Origin of the sequence: Chitinophaga pinensis DSM 2588 (genome assembly GCF_000024005.1) — a bacterium.
Taxonomy (GTDB): domain Bacteria; phylum Bacteroidota; class Bacteroidia; order Chitinophagales; family Chitinophagaceae; genus Chitinophaga; species Chitinophaga pinensis.
Genome location: NC_013132.1, coordinates 1,219,269 through 1,235,844 on the forward strand (window position 1 = coordinate 1,219,269; position 16,576 = coordinate 1,235,844).

General features: G+C 45.1%; 14 protein-coding genes. 12 read left to right on the plus strand and 2 right to left on the minus strand.

What is annotated here, in order from left to right; genetic code table 11:
• Positions 1-81 precede the first annotated feature (81 nt).
• The 10 genes from CPIN_RS05025 to CPIN_RS05070 all read left to right on the plus strand — a co-directional run bounded on the left by CPIN_RS05025 (position 82) and on the right by CPIN_RS05070 (position 12,003).
• Complete coding sequence (locus tag CPIN_RS05025) at positions 82-1,347, plus strand: hemolysin family protein (RefSeq protein ID WP_012788691.1); 1,266 nt, start codon at positions 82-84, stop codon at positions 1,345-1,347.
• 761 nt (positions 1,348-2,108) lie between these two features.
• Entirely contained in the window at positions 2,109-2,960 is an 852-nt protein-coding gene (gene tatC, locus CPIN_RS05030) for a twin-arginine translocase subunit TatC (protein ID WP_012788692.1), read from the plus strand.
• Between the two features lie 104 nt (positions 2,961-3,064).
• On the plus strand, positions 3,065-3,526 hold the full coding sequence (rpiB, locus tag CPIN_RS05035; RefSeq protein WP_012788693.1) for a ribose 5-phosphate isomerase B: 462 nt from the start codon (positions 3,065-3,067) through the stop codon (positions 3,524-3,526).
• Positions 3,527-4,254: 728 nt separating this feature from the next.
• On the plus strand, positions 4,255-4,755 hold the full coding sequence (locus CPIN_RS05040; RefSeq protein ID WP_012788694.1) for an RNA polymerase sigma factor: 501 nt from the start codon (positions 4,255-4,257) through the stop codon (positions 4,753-4,755).
• A gap of 129 nt (positions 4,756-4,884) precedes the next feature.
• Complete coding sequence (locus CPIN_RS05045; protein WP_012788695.1) at positions 4,885-7,236, plus strand: ATP-dependent helicase; 2,352 nt, start codon at positions 4,885-4,887, stop codon at positions 7,234-7,236.
• A gap of 66 nt (positions 7,237-7,302) precedes the next feature.
• The gene (locus CPIN_RS05050) at positions 7,303-7,764 is read left to right on the plus strand and encodes a regulatory protein RecX (protein WP_012788696.1); all 462 of its coding nucleotides are present in this window, start codon (positions 7,303-7,305) and stop codon (positions 7,762-7,764) included.
• 190 nt (positions 7,765-7,954) lie between these two features.
• Positions 7,955-8,749, plus strand: a complete 795-nt coding sequence (locus CPIN_RS05055) for an amidohydrolase (RefSeq protein WP_012788697.1) — start codon at positions 7,955-7,957, stop codon at positions 8,747-8,749.
• On the plus strand, positions 8,749-9,132 hold the full coding sequence (gene gloA2 / locus CPIN_RS05060) for an SMU1112c/YaeR family gloxylase I-like metalloprotein (RefSeq protein ID WP_012788698.1): 384 nt from the start codon (positions 8,749-8,751) through the stop codon (positions 9,130-9,132). The genes CPIN_RS05055 and gloA2 overlap by 1 nt, the downstream gene beginning before the upstream one ends.
• Positions 9,133-9,201: 69 nt before the next feature.
• Positions 9,202-10,308, plus strand: coding sequence for an N-acetylglucosamine-6-phosphate deacetylase (gene nagA, locus CPIN_RS05065; protein WP_012788699.1), 1,107 nt, complete (start codon positions 9,202-9,204; stop codon positions 10,306-10,308).
• A gap of 21 nt (positions 10,309-10,329) precedes the next feature.
• On the plus strand, positions 10,330-12,003 hold the full coding sequence (locus CPIN_RS05070; RefSeq protein WP_012788700.1) for an ArnT family glycosyltransferase: 1,674 nt from the start codon (positions 10,330-10,332) through the stop codon (positions 12,001-12,003).
• A gap of 299 nt (positions 12,004-12,302) precedes the next feature.
• On the opposite strand, the gene thiL is transcribed toward CPIN_RS05070, so the two are convergent.
• Positions 12,303-13,337 carry a thiamine-phosphate kinase gene (thiL, locus tag CPIN_RS05075; protein ID WP_012788701.1) on the minus strand — a complete coding sequence of 345 codons (1,035 nt, stop codon included), beginning with the start codon at positions 13,335-13,337 and terminating at the stop codon, positions 12,303-12,305.
• A gap of 12 nt (positions 13,338-13,349) precedes the next feature.
• The gene (locus CPIN_RS05080) at positions 13,350-14,123 is read right to left on the minus strand and encodes an inositol monophosphatase family protein (protein ID WP_044217911.1); all 774 of its coding nucleotides are present in this window, start codon (positions 14,121-14,123) and stop codon (positions 13,350-13,352) included.
• Between the two features lie 157 nt (positions 14,124-14,280).
• On the opposite strand from CPIN_RS05080, the gene CPIN_RS05085 reads away from it, so the two are divergent.
• The gene (locus CPIN_RS05085; RefSeq protein WP_012788703.1) at positions 14,281-15,813 is read left to right on the plus strand and encodes a GH3 family acyl-acid amido synthetase; all 1,533 of its coding nucleotides are present in this window, start codon (positions 14,281-14,283) and stop codon (positions 15,811-15,813) included.
• Between the two features lie 112 nt (positions 15,814-15,925).
• Positions 15,926-16,567, plus strand: a complete 642-nt coding sequence (locus CPIN_RS05090; protein ID WP_012788704.1) for a LysE family translocator — start codon at positions 15,926-15,928, stop codon at positions 16,565-16,567.
• Positions 16,568-16,576 lie beyond the last annotated feature (9 nt).

Genomic DNA, 16,576 nt, shown 5'->3' on the forward strand with positions numbered 1-16,576 from the left:
CATAATGTTCCGGTGCAATCTTTGTATAATGAATGACCGTACCTATTATGTGGAATCTATAATTCCTTACTTTTGAACTCTATGGATACTTATACACTCCTGATCCTGGCTACACTGGTTTTGCTGGCAGGTTTCTTTGCCGGACTTGAGACGGCATTCGCCAATGTGAACAAGTTGAGCATTGAGCTGAAGAAGAAACAGGGGCGCGCTACCGGTAAAATACTGGCCAGTTTTAATGACAACCCCTCCCGGTTTCTGGCTACCAGTCTGTTAGGATTGACTATTGTTGTGGTGATATATGGGATACTTTTTGCCGGATTCTTCCAGCCGATATGGAACCTTGTATTACCTCCCCAGCAGAATACGAACCTGCAGCCGGTACTGTTGTTCATCGATGTCGTATTGAGCACACTGATACTGCTGACTTTCGGTTTCTTTATTCCCCGTGCTATTTTTCGTTCACGGCCGGAAGCGTTACTCAGCTTTTTTGCATTACCCATTTCCGTATTATCCAAGCCGCTGTTTGTAATAGGCAGTCTGCTGGTATCTATTTCTGAATGGATTTTGAAATATCTGTTCAACGTGCGTATTGTGGAGACAGACACATCCTTCCCAAGAGTGGATGTGGAGCATTTTATACGTCAGTCCCAACAACATATGACAGAGAACCAGGAACTGAATACAGAGCTGTTTGAAAACGCATTATCACTGGCGCATGTGAAGATCCGTGGTTGTCTGATTCCGCGTAAGGAAATAGAAGCGTTGGAAATCGGCAGTCCTATTGGCGCTGCACAGCAGAAGTTTGTTGAAACCAAACTCTCGAAGATCATCATTTACGAAAATACGATCGACAATATTCTGGGTTATATTCATCAGCTGGATATGTTTAAGAGTCCGGGTGAGATCTCTGTTATTCTGCATCCGATATTGGCGGTACCTGAAACAATGAGCGCTATTGATCTGCTGAGTAAGTTCAATAAAGAGCACAGGAGCATTGCCTGGGTGGTAGATGAATTTGGCGGAACAGCGGGTATTGTGACGATAGAAGATGTACTGGAAGAGATCTTTGGTGAGATCAAGGATGAACATGACGTGGAAGAGTTTGTGGAAAAGCAGATTGCGGAGAAGGAATATATTTTCTCTGGCCGACTGGAACTGGATTATCTGAATGAAAAATATGGTTTTGATTTTCCTGAAGACGAGAGTGAGACATTATCCGGCTATATTATCAATCACCACGAGAAGATTCCTCGCTTAAAAGAGCGCATCATCATAGACGATTATGAGTTTGATGTATTGAATGTTACTGAAACGAGGATTGAAATGGTGAAGATGAAGGTGCTCTGATTATATTTCAAGATAAATTAAACTTTTTTATCTATGAAATAGGCTGTTTTAGTTGCTTATTTTTCAACAATTTAGGAGAGCTTACTAATTTTTTATAAAATAAAAGAAATCAAGAATTGATATTGTGATATTTTTTTTAATATATTTGCAGAGTGAATGAGACGCTTCGCGGTTGATTAGCATCGCCCCTGCTAAAACGATTTAAAAAAAGTAGTAGGGATTTAACACGAATTTTATACATTTGCTACAGATGATGTAACACAATGATTTGATTTTTGTTAAAAGGATGTAAAAAAAATTGTTACAACATTGATAATAACATATTTCTTTCTATTTTTGTGATAGAAATTTAAAAGTAACCAGAAACACGATCATCTTGAAAGCTTGCCATCAATCGGATGCAAAGTGAATCTGGAAACAAAGACATTCTCGAATTCAACTTTTTTGGGGTTAACAAACAATGGATGAAAGGCCGGCTCTTGATTCTTCTCGGGCTGGCTCTTTTTTTGTACCTACCTCAAAGTTCATTATATATCTTCTCTTCTTCACCTGCCGGTTTACGGCGTTTTTTCATCAACAATAATTACGACGGGCGTACGGCAGGCAGGTAGCGATAGTTACCGGTCTCCCGGAGCTTGCGTTTATACCTTTAAATTCGCTTAAAACTTTCTACTAATAGGGTAAGTTGCTCTGTTTTGTTGGAAGCAACCGCTATATTTGTGCTCCTTAGCATAAAATCAATCACAGTCCGACTAACTGATATGTTCAAGAAAATTTTTTCGAATAACGAGGAAAAGGCAGAGATGTCTTTCTTTGACCACCTGGAAGACCTGCGCTGGCATATAGTGCGTTCGATCATTGCGCTGATAGTGGTGAGCATCTTCGGCTTTGTTTACACAAAGGAGATACTGGATGATGTTATCTTTGGACCCACCAATCCAACTTTCCCTTCTTATGTGGCTTTATGTAAGCTGGGTAACCTGGTTGGCCTGGGTGATAAACTTTGTATCACGCCGGTGCCTATTGTGTTTCAGAACCATATCCTGGTAGGACAGGTAATGTTGCAGTTCAAACTGGCATTTATATTTGGTCTGGTAGTGGCCTTCCCTTATATCTTCTGGGAATTCTGGAGCTTTATCAAGCCGGCACTGAAAGAACGTGAGCTGAAAGGTGCGCGTGGAGTGATCTTCTGGGTATCTTTCCAGTTTTTCATGGGTATCGCTTTCAGTTATTTCCTGATGGCGCCGTTCACGATCAACTTCCTGGCAGGTTATACCGTTACGGACAGGGCTGTTAACCAGTTCTTCATAGACGACTATTTCGGATTGATGTCACAGATTGTACTGGGTATGGGTATTCTGTTTGAATTGCCTGTACTGGTATTCTTCCTGACGAAGATCGGCTTTATCACACCGACGTTCCTTCGTACTTACCGCAGGCACGCGATTGTTGTGATACTGGTGCTGGCAGCGGTGATCACTCCTCCGGATGTAATTGACCAGCTGATTGTATTTACACCATTGTATCTTTTGTACGAAATTAGCATATACATTTCGGGCAGAGCGTTGAAAGGAATGGAGCAGGCAGAGAAAGAAGCAGAAGAATGGTCTTGATCTGACGCTGATAAAATTTAAAACAGACGCGGAATGTCCTTTGTTATAAACAGGATATTCCGCGTTGTGCTTTCTGTAACTTTCACTTTTTAAATTTTTGTTTTATGGCATCACAACCACTATTTAATCTTACGCTGCCGGTAGCTATTGGCGCTGATCATGCGGGATTTGAATATAAGGAAGAGATTATTTCTTACCTGGAGGGAAAAGGGCTGAAGGTAAAGGACGCAGGTGCTCATTCAAAAGACCCGGCTGATTATCCTGATTTTGCGCATCCGGTAGCTACGCTGGTAGAGCGGGAGCAGGCTGCGTTTGGTATACTGGTATGTGGTAGTGGTAATGGCGTGGCTATTACGGCTAACAAACACCAGGGTATACGTGCTGCTATCTGCTGGGGAGAAGAGTTGTCGCGCCTGGCACGTTCTCACAATAACGCCAATGTACTGTGCATCCCTGCGCGGTTTGTAGATGATGCCGTTGCCAAGCAGATCGTAGATGTATTCATTGACACGCCATTTGAAGGCGGCCGTCATGAAAACAGGGTCAGAAAGATCGCCTGTTTATAGGTTTTACACCGCTCATCTTTCATAATAATAAACGCTGATTTTCCCGGTTTAAGCCGGTGATAATCAGCGTTTATTATTTATATGTTATACCACCCTGTTTTTTTGGTAAATACAATTGCTTTCGTTAAATTGTGTTAAGAGTCAGTCAGTTGAATGTTAGTTCGTATTGTATTTAGCCTATTCAGATGTGTGTGTTGTAGTATTTGATGTACCCAAAGAAAATAGAAAAACTAAGAGAACACTAATTGCACGTTTAACCGTCAGATACTGAAACAACGGGAATAGAAAACAATCGTCGAGAATAAGAAAACAAACAAGTTAAAGGACCATAAGAAAAAGTTACGAACAGTACCCCAGTACGCTTAACCAAAAAGTACAATCATGGAAACACCTCACATCATAAGGTGGAATCGTCAGGGCTTTTCAGGAAAGTCAGGAGTGGGTTATGTCCGGCAACGATCGTGAGAAGTATATTGTCTTTGTAAATATCCGGAAAGAGAATGTGTATGTGTACTTCTGTTTGAGAAAGCAGCCTTTAAGCTTTGCATCCCCAGTATCATTCGAATGTTCATTCTACGTGAAGACTAACTGACTAACTAACGTAACCATTTTAAGTAACTAATACCCTTACATATGATAATCAACATTTACATAAACGACTGTTTCCCTTAAAGCAGGTTTATTCAGCTGAATCAACAATTATTTCAGATGCTTAAACGATCACCATTATGTCATCCTCAGATTTCAATACGTTGTTACTGGGAAATGCGGATTTTCTCAGACCGTATGCGGTTACCTTAACGAAAGATTCAGAATCAGCGAAAGACCTTTACCAGGAAACGCTTTTCCGCGCACTGGCCAACCGTGACAAGTATCTTGCCGGTACCAATATCAGGGCATGGTTGTATACCATTATGCGTAATATCTTCATCAACAACTATCGTCGGGGCAACAGGCAGTTCCGTCTGCTCGACAATTCCGCCGGAGAATTCTTATTACACCAACAACAACCCAGCATCGGCAATGCCGCAGAAACCAACCTGCGTATAAAAGATGTTCATATGGCCGTGTATAATCTGCCCGTGATATTTAAACAACCTTTCATGCTTTATTTTGAAGGGTATAAATATTACGAAATAGCCGCCATGCTGAACGAGCCTTTGGGTACGGTGAAAAGCCGGATCCATTTCGCGCGTAAAATGCTGAAGTCCCGTATAGCAAGATATTAATACCCCCTTTTGAAAAGGGGAGAGGGATTTCCTTTTCTCCCTTTCTTCATTCTTTCGTACTTTTATGCCTTCCCTTTTAAATATTCAAACATCATTTCCTGATGCAAATCAGGGATTTTTATAAAGAGAATGAAGGCAAATTATTTAGATGAACTGAACGAGCAGCAACGGCTGGCAGTAGCGCACATTAATGGTCCGCTAATGATCGTGGCAGGCGCCGGCTCCGGTAAAACGAAAGTGTTGACCACCCGTATCGCTCACCTCATGCGTAACGGGGTAGACGCGTTTAATATCCTTTCGCTGACATTTACAAATAAGGCAGCCCGTGAAATGAAGGAACGTGTGGAAAAGATCCTCGGCGGTACAGAAGCACGTAACCTCTACATCGGCACCTTCCACTCCGTGTTTGCCAGACTGCTCAGAGCAGAAGCACACCGGCTCGGTTACCCCAACGACTTTACCATCTACGATTCTGACGATGCGAAAAGTGTGCTTAAAACCATCATAAACGAGCAGAATCTGGACGATAAGCACTACAAGCCTAATTTGGTATATAACCGCATTTCTGCGGCTAAAAACAGCCTTATGGGCCCTGAAGAGTATCAGCATGACTATGCGGTACAGCAGGAAGATATGCGCGCTAACAGGCCGATGACCGGTAAGCTGTACGATATGTACGCCAAACGCTGTTTTAAGAACGGCGCCATGGACTTTGACGACCTGCTCTTCAAAATGTACCAGCTGCTGAAAAGCTTCCCGGAAGTACTGCACAAATACCAGCATAAGTTCAAATATATCATGATCGATGAGTACCAGGATACCAACCCGGCTCAGTACGAGATCATCAAACTACTGGGCGCTGCGCATGAAAACATCTGCGTGGTAGGTGACGATGCACAGAGTATCTATTCCTTCCGCGGTGCCACCATACAGAACATCCTCCAGTTTGAAAAAGACTATGATGATGCGAAAGTGGTAAAACTGGAGCAGAACTACCGTTCTACCAAGTCCATCCTTAACGTAGCCAACGAGGTGATTGCGAATAATAAGGGACAGATCGAAAAGAACCTCTGGACAGATAACGCAGACGGTGAAAAGATCAAGCTGGTACGTACCATGACGGATAATGAGGAAGGTAAGTTCGTAGCAGATACCATTGCAGAGCAAAAGCTCCGCAATCACTACGCCAACAGAGACTTCGCCATCCTCTACCGCACGAACGCGCAAAGCCGTGCATTTGAGGAAAACCTGCGCCGTAAGGCCATCCCTTACCGCATCTTCGGTGGCTTGTCCTTCTATCAGCGTAAAGAAATCAAAGACTTTATCGCTTACCTGCGCATTGTGACCAATCCACAGGAAGAAGAAAGCCTGAAACGTATCATCAACTATCCTGTACGCGGCATTGGTAAAACAACCGTTGATAAATGCTCCGTGATTGCCAATGACCAGAATATCACTTTCTGGAATGTACTGGAAAGAGCGCGTGAATTCGGATTCAAGAGCGGTACACTGGAAGCGATCGAAGGGTTTGTGATCATGATCCGCAGTTTCCAGGCAATGCTGGGTAAACATAATGCTTACGACATTGCTTTACAGGTGGGTAAATCTACCAATCTCGTAAAGGAACTGTTCAACGATAAAACAACAGAGGGCCTGGCCCGCTACGAAAATATCCAGGAGTTGCTGAACTCCATCAAGGAATTCACCGAAACGCCTACGGAAGACGGTGAACTGCTGGAAGCAGAAAAATCCCTGGGTAGCTATCTGCAGCAGATCACATTGCTGACAGATGCCGATAAAGGCAACGATGAAGACAGTGATGTGGTGAAACTGATGACCATCCACGCGGCAAAAGGACTGGAATTCCCGGTAGTATTCTCCGTAGGACTGGAGGAAAACCTCTTCCCAAGTGGTCTTTCCATCAATTCAAGAGAAGAACTGGAGGAAGAGCGCCGTTTGTTCTATGTGGTGATCACCCGTGCGAAATCCCGTCTGTTCCTGACATACGCCAACAGCCGTTATCGCTTCGGACAGCTGGTGAATAATGAATCCAGCCGTTTCCTGGAAGAGATGCCGGAAAAATACATTGACCGCAGCTATGCAGGCGGCAGTGGTGTAAACCGTAGTCCGATTAACAACGGCGGCGGTCTATGGGGTAATAGCGGAGGAGGCAACATGTTTGACCGTATGCAGAAGAAAACGCCGCAGTCCAGTCAGCAACCTGCTGGTCCGCGTCCGGCGCCAAAACCGATGCAGACGGCGATGCCAAGCACACACGTTCCTTCTCCTAACTTCACACCGGACGATCCGGCTACCATGGAAGCCGGTATGGAAGTCGAGCACCAGAAATTCGGTTTCGGTACCATTACCACGATGGACGGCCCCATGAATAACCGGGTGGCTACCGTCAACTTCCCGAAAGCAGGCGGTGAAAAGAAGATCATGCTGAACTACGCCCGCCTGATGATCGTAAAAAAATAACTGCACTTATAACTGACTGCAAGAGAAGGGGGATAACCCATCTCTTGCAGTTTTTCTTTATACAGAATGATAGCTTCCGCGATACTGAAACTGCGTCACTATTGTGCCTACCAGGAACGTTGCCATAGTGAGGTGAAAAGCAAATGTTTTGAGCTGGGATTAAGAGGCGAGGAGGTAGACGAGGCGATTGCCGCCCTGATCTCCGACAACTTCCTGAACGAGGAACGTTTTGCCAAAGCGTTTGCAGGCGGAAAATTCCGTCTGAAACAATGGGGACGTAAGAAGATACAGATGGAGCTGAAACAGCGGCAGGTATCGGCTTATTGTATTAAAAAGGGGATGGAAGAGATCGACGCAGAGGACTATGACAAAACCCTGTATACCCTGGCGGAGAAGAAATATGCCTCCCTGAAGGGAGAGCAGTACCTCAAAAGGAAGTACAAAACCATGCAATATCTCCTGCAAAAAGGGTACGAACCAGAATTTATACAGGACGTCATTGAACAAATCGCAAAAGGAGGGGATTAGTTAGCGGATAATTTTCATACTTTTTAAACGAAGTCATCGTAATTTGCAAATCATAATTTGCAAATTTTAATTAGGAATTAAAGAATTAAGAATTAAGAATTGTGCAGGAATTGCCGTGTATTCTTCTGAAAATTAATCCAAACTGATGGTTCCTAATTTTTACTTCTTAATTGTTAATTCTTAATTGACTATGTCAGATCTGAAAGTAACGCTCATACAGACTAACCTGAACTGGGAAAATATTGACGAGAATCTTCGCATGTTCGACGAAAAGGTCGATTCGATCAAGGAAAGAACCGAAGTAGTGGTGCTGCCGGAAATGTTCAGCACGGGCTTTAGTATGGCGCCTGAAAGACTGGCACAAAAAATGGACGGTTCTGCTGTGCAATGGATGAAGAAGAAGGCTGCCGAAAAGAACATTATTCTGACCGGAAGTCTGATCATTGAAGAGGATGGCCAATACTGGAACCGCCTGATCTGGATGCAGCCTAACGGTGTTTTCGGTACTTACAATAAACGTCACCTGTTTGGTTTCGGTGGTGAGCATGAGCACTACCAGGCGGGCGATAAACGCCTGATCGCCTCCGTAAAAGGATGGAAAGTGTGCCTGACGGTATGTTATGACCTGCGTTTCCCCGTGTGGTCCAGGAATGCGATTTCACCTGAAACCGGCGAACCTGCATACGATGTGCTGATCAATGTGGCTAACTGGCCTGAGCGCAGAAGTACGCCATGGAAAGCACTGATCCATGCACGTGCTATTGAAAATCAATGTTATACGATTGGTGTGAACAGGGTAGGTAACGACGGTAATAACATCTATCACAGTGGTGATTCCAGCCTGATCGACCCACTGGGTGAGATCATCTATCAGAAATCACACGATGAGGATATCTTTACCACTACACTTGAACGCTCCCGCCTGGAAGAAGTGAGAAGTAAATTTCCTTTCCTGAAGGATGCAGATAAATTCCAGGTTTTTTAATGTTAAAAGGTCTACACCATATAGCAATCATTTGCTCTGATTATGAAAAGAGCAAGCGTTTTTATACAGAAGTACTCGGTCTCAGGATCATCCGCGAAGTATACCGGCTGGAACGCCGGTCATACAAGCTGGACCTGGCATTAAACGAGTATTATGTGATTGAATTGTTTTCCTTTCCGGATCCGCCGCAAAGAGTCAGCGGACCGGAAGCAGCAGGATTAAGGCACCTGGCTTTCGCTGTAGATAACCTGGAAAAGGCGATAGCGCATCTTCAAACGTACAATGTCACTCCCGAGCCTGTACGTACCGATCCCTACACTGGCAGACGGTTTACCTTTTTTACCGACCCTGACGGCTTACCTCTGGAATTATATGAAGCGTAACCGACAGTCATAAGCATGCCAGCTGGTATTGACTATGACTGTTATCTATAGATAATTAAAACATAGTCAATGCTTAGGGCTTACATCAACACCCGGATCTTCACAGGAGACTTATGGCTGGACGGCTATGCCGTACTCACAGAAAATGGCCGCATTCAGCATGTACTGCCACAGGCGCAGGTACCTGAAGCCGCCGAACTGACCGATCTGAAAGGCGATATTCTGGCCCCCGCATTTATTGATCTCCAGATTTACGGAGGTAACGGTAAGCTGTTTCCTTTAACGCCTGATACAGCCACTTTAAAGGCCACTTATGAATATTGTCAGTCAGGCGGCGCTGCGTATTTCATGCCTACCATTCCTACCCACTCTTCCGAAGTGATCAGCAAATCCATAGAAGCCGTGCGCCAATACTGGCAGGAAGGTGGCCAGGGAGTACTGGGATTACACCTGGAAGGGCCATTTATCAATGCCGAAAAGAAAGGGGCACACCTTCCGCAATATATCAAACGTCCTACCGCAGCCGACATTGATCAGTTGCTGAAGCAAGGTGAAGGCATCATTAAAATGATGACACTGGCTCCCGAATGTATGGACGCTGAGCTGGTTAAGCGATTGCAGGATGCCGGGATACTGATATCCGCCGGTCATAGCAATGCAGATTATATGACCGCTTACCAGTCATTTGACAACGGTATTACGACTACCACACACCTATTCAATGCCATGTCTCCTTTCCAGCATCGTGCTCCTGGTCTGGTAGGGGCTATCTATGATCATCCCAGCGTACACGCCAGTATTGTACCTGATGGTATACATGTAGATTTTGCCGCTTTGCGGATCAGCAAGAAGATCATGGGAGAAAGGCTCTTCCTGATCACAGATGCTGTTGTGGCTACCAATGAAGGTGATTATATCTATGTGGAAGAAACAGATCGTTATAATAACGCACAGGGGGTATTGGCCGGTTCGAAGCTGACCATGCACAAAGGGGTGCTGAACTGTATTAAAGCCGCCTGTATACTACCGGAAGAGGCTTTACGTATGGCCTCTTTATACCCGGCTACAGTAGCAGGACGTGCAGATCAACTGGGTAAAATAGCGCCTGGATATACGTCCGCTATGGTTGTGCTGGATACGAACTGGGACTTCAAACAGTTAATTGGGTTATCTTAGCGGTTTCAACCTGTAATACACATGGCCATCGCAGCATATTTTAAGAAGAACCAGTATAAGCATCTTTTCCTCCTGATATGGCTGTTACTAGCCCTGTTCCAGGCCGGATTTACAGAGCTGATGGATGACGAGGCCTATTATTGGGTATATTCCCGTCACCTGGACTGGGGCTACTTCGATCATCCGCCGATGGTGGCGTTGCTGATCAAATTGGGATATGGCCTGTTCCATAATGAATTTGGCGTGCGCTTAGGGATGGTTATACTCAACCTGCTTACGCTGATCATAACGGATAAACTGATCCCCCGCAGGGATAATAAACTGTTTTACCTGTTGCTGTGTCTCATGGGCGCTATGCAGCTGGGTGGTATACTGGCCGTTCCTGATATTCCGCTGATCTTTTTTACTGCTCTCTTCTTCCTGATATACCGTAATTTCCTGGAGCAGCAAAGCTGGAAGAATACATTGTTGCTGGGCCTGAGTATGGCCTTGATGTTCTATAGTAAATACCATGGTATTCTGATTGTCGGCTTTACGCTGATCTCCAATCTGAACCTGCTGCGTGTATTTAAATTCTATGTGGCCTGTATCATTACGACCATTCTTTTCATGCCGCATCTTTACTGGCAGTATGCGCATAATTTCCCGTCATTACAGTATCACCTGGTAGAACGAAATGCCAGCAGTTATAGTGTCAATTACACCATTGAATACATACTCGGACAGCTGTTGTTGTTTGGGCCTGTAGCCGGGTGGCTGGTGTTGTATTATGCGTTTGTGTGTCCGATTCAGAGTGCTTTTGAAAGAGCGCTTAAATTCAGCGTGATCGGCGTACTGGCGTTTTTCCTTCTTAGCACGTTCAAAGGAAGGGTAGAGACCAACTGGACGGTGATGTTGTTTACACCAACGATGATACTGGCCCATCAGGCTGTACGTAGGAGACGTTCCCTGAAATGGTCGCTGCGCATCATGCCTTATCTCGCTATCCTGACGCTTTTCCTGGTAATGGTTACCAGGGTGTATATGGTGTGGGATTTTATGCCGGAGGTAACAATCCGTCCTGAGATTCATCATAACAAGCCCTGGGCGGAAGAGATGAAAAAACATGCTGCCGGCAGACCCGTTGTATTCATCAACAGTTATCAATGGCCTTCCAAGTATATGTTCTATAGTGGCGAACTGGCGTATGTCATCAATAACCGCTATAACCGCCGTAATCAGTATAACTATTGGGATACAGAGAAACAGCTGTGGGGTAAGCCGGCTATGATCACATTTACGCCTGATAACAAACTGCCGTTTTCAGAGCGCTTCAATACCGTAAAAGGACCATGGAACGCTTACAGCGCAGATCCGTATTATTCTTATTCCCTGATAACACTGGAACCTGCTATGAAAAAAGTGAAGGTGAAAAGGGGAGAACGGATGCCTTTTATTCTGCATCTGAAGAATGGTTATGGTCAGCAGGTACCTGTTGATAAAGCTAATGAAGCCGTTGTGGGGTATGCTTTCCTGGAGGCACAGAATGGCGTGAAATCAGACCTCGCTGTCAGCAGGGCTATTGAAAGACGGTTAATACGTATGGAGGTGATCATGCCAGATGCACCGGGTATTTATCATCTGAAATTCTGTGTGTTTTCGGGGATATTGCCGCCGACGCATAATAGTCAGACGGTGATCGTTGAAGTCAATTAAAAATTAGGAATGAAGAATTAAGAATTGAATGTAGCGGAGACTGGCGGGTAGTTTTTAATTTTTGTGTGTATAAAAGGGAAAGGCGTCCACTAATATCCATCTTCCATGTTTCCGAAAGCTTTACTGGTTTCGTCAAACACGGTAGCGGGCGCTTCCGCTGAGGCGGGGATCATATGTTTCGTCACTAAAAGCAGATGGCTTAGTGGAAATTTGAACAAGGTGAAATCAGATAAAAAAAGATCGCAAGTCAACTGACTTGCGATCTTTTTTTATGTCCGGTGTTGAGCCGATAAATTTATTTATTGCTGAAAGGCATTCCATCCCTGCGAAACAAGTTTGAATTTGTTGCCGCCTTTTGTCAGGATATGTGCGCCCTCGCTGATATCGTCCATGTAGCCGATTACGCTGATCTGTTCTGACAGGACGATCTTATCGTGGTCTTCCTGTTTGATGGTGAACAGCAGTTCGTAGTCTTCCCCTCCGCTCAATGCTGCCGCAGTAGGATCCAGGCTGAATTTCAGCGCCAGTTCCTTTGTTTCGTTGGCGATAGGAATTTTATCCTCATAGAGTTTCACACCGAGGTTGCTTTGTTTGCAGATATGCAGGATTTCAGAGCTGAGGCCATCGCTTACATCCATCATGGAAGTAGGGTGGATATCCTGTTCTTCCAGGAAGCTGATGATATCGCGGCGGGCTTCCGGTTTGAGGAGGCGGCCGATCACATAGCTCTGGTTTTCCAGGTCAGGCTGTAACTGCGGGCTTTCGAGGTAGATCTTCTTTTCTCTTTCGAGGATTGTCAGACCCAGGAATGCGGCGCCCAGATCCCCGGATACACAAAGCAGATCGCCTTTCTGTGCAGTAGAGCGTTTTACAAATTTATCAGGAGCGACTTCACCGATAGCGGTGATGCTGATGATAAAGCCTTTCTGAGAGGAGGAGGTATCGCCACCTATCAGGTCTACGCCGTATTTCTCGCAGGCGGCATAAACGCCTTCGTAGAATTCGCTCAGGGCATCTACGGAGAAACGGTTGCTGAATGCAATACTCACGGTGATCTGTGTAGGCGTTGCATTCATGGCATAGATGTCGGAGAGGTTTACTACGACAGATTTATAACCCAGGTGTTTGAGCGGGGTATACATCAGGTCAAAGTGAATACCTTCCACGAGCATGTCAGTGGAAATAACTGTCTGCCGGCCGAAATGATCAATGACAGCTGCATCGTCGCCTACTCCGAGGATGGTGCTTGCCTGTTGAATTTCGATATTTTTTGTAAGGAGTTCTATCAGTCCGAACTCCCCTAAGGAATTAATCTCTGTTCTTTCGTCACTCATGGTGTATGAAAATTAGTATTTACCGTTAACGATATCTATCAGCGGCTCGTGGATAAGGCCATTGGTGGCTATCAGCGTACGCTGGTAGGGAGAGTAGCGGTTGCCTTTGAAGTCAGTTACTTTACCACCTGCTTCTTCTACTATCAGGAAGCCGGCAGCGGCGTCCCAGGCGTTGAGGCTGTGTTCGTAATAACCGTCAAAGCGACCGGTAGCTACCCAGCAGAGATCAATAGCGGCAGAACCGAGGCGGCGTACCGGCTGACCTTGCTTTACGAAGTACTCAAACACTTCGATCGGGCTATGAGTATATTCACCCCAGGTATACGGAAAACCGGTTACCATGCAGGCTTTATTCATTTCTGTTTTTGCGGATACGCGGATGCGTTTGTCATTCAGGTAAGCGCCCTGTCCTTTTTCGGCAAAGAAGAACTCGTTCAGGAATGGGTTGTAAACAGCCCCGAGGATCATTTCACCGTCCTGCTCTACGCCGATAGACACGCAGCAGATCGGAATACCATGTGCAAAGTTAACCGTACCATCCAGGGGGTCGATGATCCACTTGACATTGGAGTCAGAGACCAGTTCTCCGGATTCTTCGCTCAGGATAAAGTGCTGGGGAAAGTGTTCCCTGATCACACTGAAAATCGCCGTTTCTGCATTCTTATCGGCTTCGGTAACGAGGTCATTTACTGAACTTTTGCTGGTGACCTCAAAAGAGCCGTTAAAGTATTGCTGTAGAACATCTCCGCCGGCTTTTGTTGCTTTGAGTAGGGTAGCTTTTAACATGGGGCAAAGGTACGCGGGAATTTTTTTTCTAACCATATCGTTTTTGTTAATATGTTTGTGTAAGATTGCCAGTGGTCAATACCACTGATTCAAATTCCGGCCGTCGCAATCTAAAATCGGCGTATTTTTGCAGCTAATAAATGAGAAGGAAAATTAAATGGCCATTTTAGGTAATCTTATATCCAGGTCACTGCGCATCAGGAAGAAATTCACATTTAAGTTAGGGACGCCCCGCCAATACCAACTACAGGTATTAAGGAGATTGCTGGGGAAGGCGAAGGACACGCAGTTTGGACAGCATTACAAATTCCAGGAAATCCTGAACAGTCCCAATATCACGGCTCAGTACCGTTCTACCATACCGGTGCATAACTATAACAAGATGCACGCTGAATGGTGGCATAAGTGTCTGGAAGGACAGGCAAACGTGAGCTGGCCTGAAAAAATCAAATACTTCGCGCTGAGCTCCGGTACATCGGAGTCGGCCAGTAAACATATTCCGGTTACCAAGGATATGCTGAAAAACGTCAAGAAAGTGGGCGTAAAGCAGCTTTATTCCATGGCGAACTTCAATATTCCCCCTAAGTCCTTTACGAAAGGTATCCTGATGTTGGGTGGTACTACTGCCCTTTATGAGAAAGGTGACTACTACGAAGGAGATATGAGCGGTATCCAGGCGAAGAACATTCCGCGCTGGTTCAGACGTTTCTATAAGCCGGGAGGTAATATCTCCAGGAAGCCAAACTGGGAGCAGCGTATCAAGCTGATCGTTCGTAAGGCGAAACAATGGGACGTAGGAACAGTATGTGGTGTGCCTGCATGGGTGCAGATCGTATTAGCCGAGATCATCAAGTATCACGGTGTAAAGAACATTCACGAAATATGGCCGAACCTGGCTGTATATATTCATGGCGGGGTATCTTTCGAACCTTACCGTGACAGCTTCCAGAAATTACTCGGTAAGCCGATCAACTTCATCGAAACTTACATGGCCTCCGAAGGTTCTTTCGGTTTCCAGGCAAGGCCAGGTGTACGTGGTATCAAGCTGGTGCTGAATACGGGTATCTTCTATGAGTTTATTCCATTCAACGAAGAAAACTTTACTGCTGATGGCGAAGTGAAGCCTAATCCAAAGGCTTACATGATCCATGAAGTAGTGGAAGATGTTGAGTATGCAGTGATGCTGTCTACCTGTGCGGGTGCATGGCGTTACCTGATCGGCGATGTGGTGAAGTTCACTTCCGTGAAAGAACATGAGATCGTCATTGTTGGTCGTACGAAACAGTTCCTCAGTCTTTGCGGAGAACACATGAGTATCGACAACATGAACAAGGCGATTGATATGGTGCAGAAGAAGATGGGTATTACCATCAGAGAATTCACCGTAGCAGGCTTCCCGTATGACGGATTGTTTGCACACCGTTGGTACATTGGTACTGATGATGTGAATGTAGACAGTAACCGTGTACGTGAGATCATCGATCAGACACTGAGTGAAGTGAATGACGATTACGCAGTGGAAAGAACTTCCGCCCTGAAAGAGCTGTTCGTAGAAGTATTGCCGAACGAAGTATTCATTGACTATATGAGAGCGAAAGGTAAGGAAGGTGCGATGAATAAGTTCCCGCGTGTAATGAAAGGCGACAAGCTGAAAGACTGGGAACAGTTCCTGAGCGTGAAGTCAGTTTAAGAATTTTAACGATTTTATTAATAAAAAGATGGGTAACTTTCAGCAATTAAAGTTACCCTTTTTTATTACTAAGGATAGCCGTAAGAGTAACGGCGACGGAATTTTGTAGCGCATGATAGCAGCACTGGCAGCGGGCATGGTGTTGGGCCTCTTTCTATCAATATCGGTAGGTCCTGTCATCTTTGCCATTATAAAGTATAGTATTAACAACGGTTTTAAGGCAGGGGTCAGCTTCGCTTTGGGAGTGTCATTCAGTGATATTTTTTTTGTACTGACGGGCAATCTGGCTACGTCTTTCATTACCGGTCTTGAAGAATACAAACAATATATCGGCATCGTTGGAGGCATTCTCCTGGTATGCATGGGGATCTATGGCCTGTTCTTTAAAAAGGTCACCATCAGTACGGGAGACGAGCGTCCTGAAATGTTCCGCACACATGATTATCTGAAAATATGGCTGGCCGGTTTTCTGATGAACACGCTGAATCCGGGGGTGATCATCTTCTGGCTGGGTGTATGTGTGGCCAACAGTTCTACTACGGTCGGGCACCGTGTAGTGATGTACCTGACCTGTCTGGCCTGGGTATTGTCCACCGACGTACTGAAGGTATTTGTAGCTGATAAAATCAGGCATAAGCTGACACTGAGCAATGTGGTATGGCTGAACAGGATAGCCGGAGTGAGTCTGATTGTATTTGGGGTGATATTACTTTATAAGGTATTGTTTGATCCGGCAGCAATTACAGGACATTAATACAAAGAC

Bases quoted from the DNA above. Each gene is read 5' to 3' on its own strand.
- CPIN_RS05025 (WP_012788691.1), top strand. From the start codon at position 82: ATGGATACTTATACACTCCTGATCCTGGCTACACTGGTTTTGCTGGCA.
- tatC (WP_012788692.1), top strand. From the start codon at position 2,109: ATGTTCAAGAAAATTTTTTCGAATAACGAGGAAAAGGCAGAGATGTCT.
- rpiB (WP_012788693.1), top strand. From the start codon at position 3,065: ATGGCATCACAACCACTATTTAATCTTACGCTGCCGGTAGCTATTGGC.
- CPIN_RS05040 (WP_012788694.1), top strand. From the start codon at position 4,255: ATGTCATCCTCAGATTTCAATACGTTGTTACTGGGAAATGCGGATTTT.
- CPIN_RS05045 (WP_012788695.1), top strand. From the start codon at position 4,885: ATGAAGGCAAATTATTTAGATGAACTGAACGAGCAGCAACGGCTGGCA.
- CPIN_RS05050 (WP_012788696.1), top strand. From the start codon at position 7,303: ATGATAGCTTCCGCGATACTGAAACTGCGTCACTATTGTGCCTACCAG.
- CPIN_RS05055 (WP_012788697.1), top strand. From the start codon at position 7,955: ATGTCAGATCTGAAAGTAACGCTCATACAGACTAACCTGAACTGGGAA.
- gloA2 (WP_012788698.1), top strand. From the start codon at position 8,749: ATGTTAAAAGGTCTACACCATATAGCAATCATTTGCTCTGATTATGAA.
- nagA (WP_012788699.1), top strand. From the start codon at position 9,202: ATGCTTAGGGCTTACATCAACACCCGGATCTTCACAGGAGACTTATGG.
- CPIN_RS05070 (WP_012788700.1), top strand. From the start codon at position 10,330: ATGGCCATCGCAGCATATTTTAAGAAGAACCAGTATAAGCATCTTTTC.
- thiL (WP_012788701.1), bottom strand. From the start codon at position 13,337: ATGAGTGACGAAAGAACAGAGATTAATTCCTTAGGGGAGTTCGGACTG.
- CPIN_RS05080 (WP_044217911.1), bottom strand. From the start codon at position 14,123: ATGTTAAAAGCTACCCTACTCAAAGCAACAAAAGCCGGCGGAGATGTT.
- CPIN_RS05085 (WP_012788703.1), top strand. From the start codon at position 14,281: ATGGCCATTTTAGGTAATCTTATATCCAGGTCACTGCGCATCAGGAAG.
- CPIN_RS05090 (WP_012788704.1), top strand. From the start codon at position 15,926: ATGATAGCAGCACTGGCAGCGGGCATGGTGTTGGGCCTCTTTCTATCA.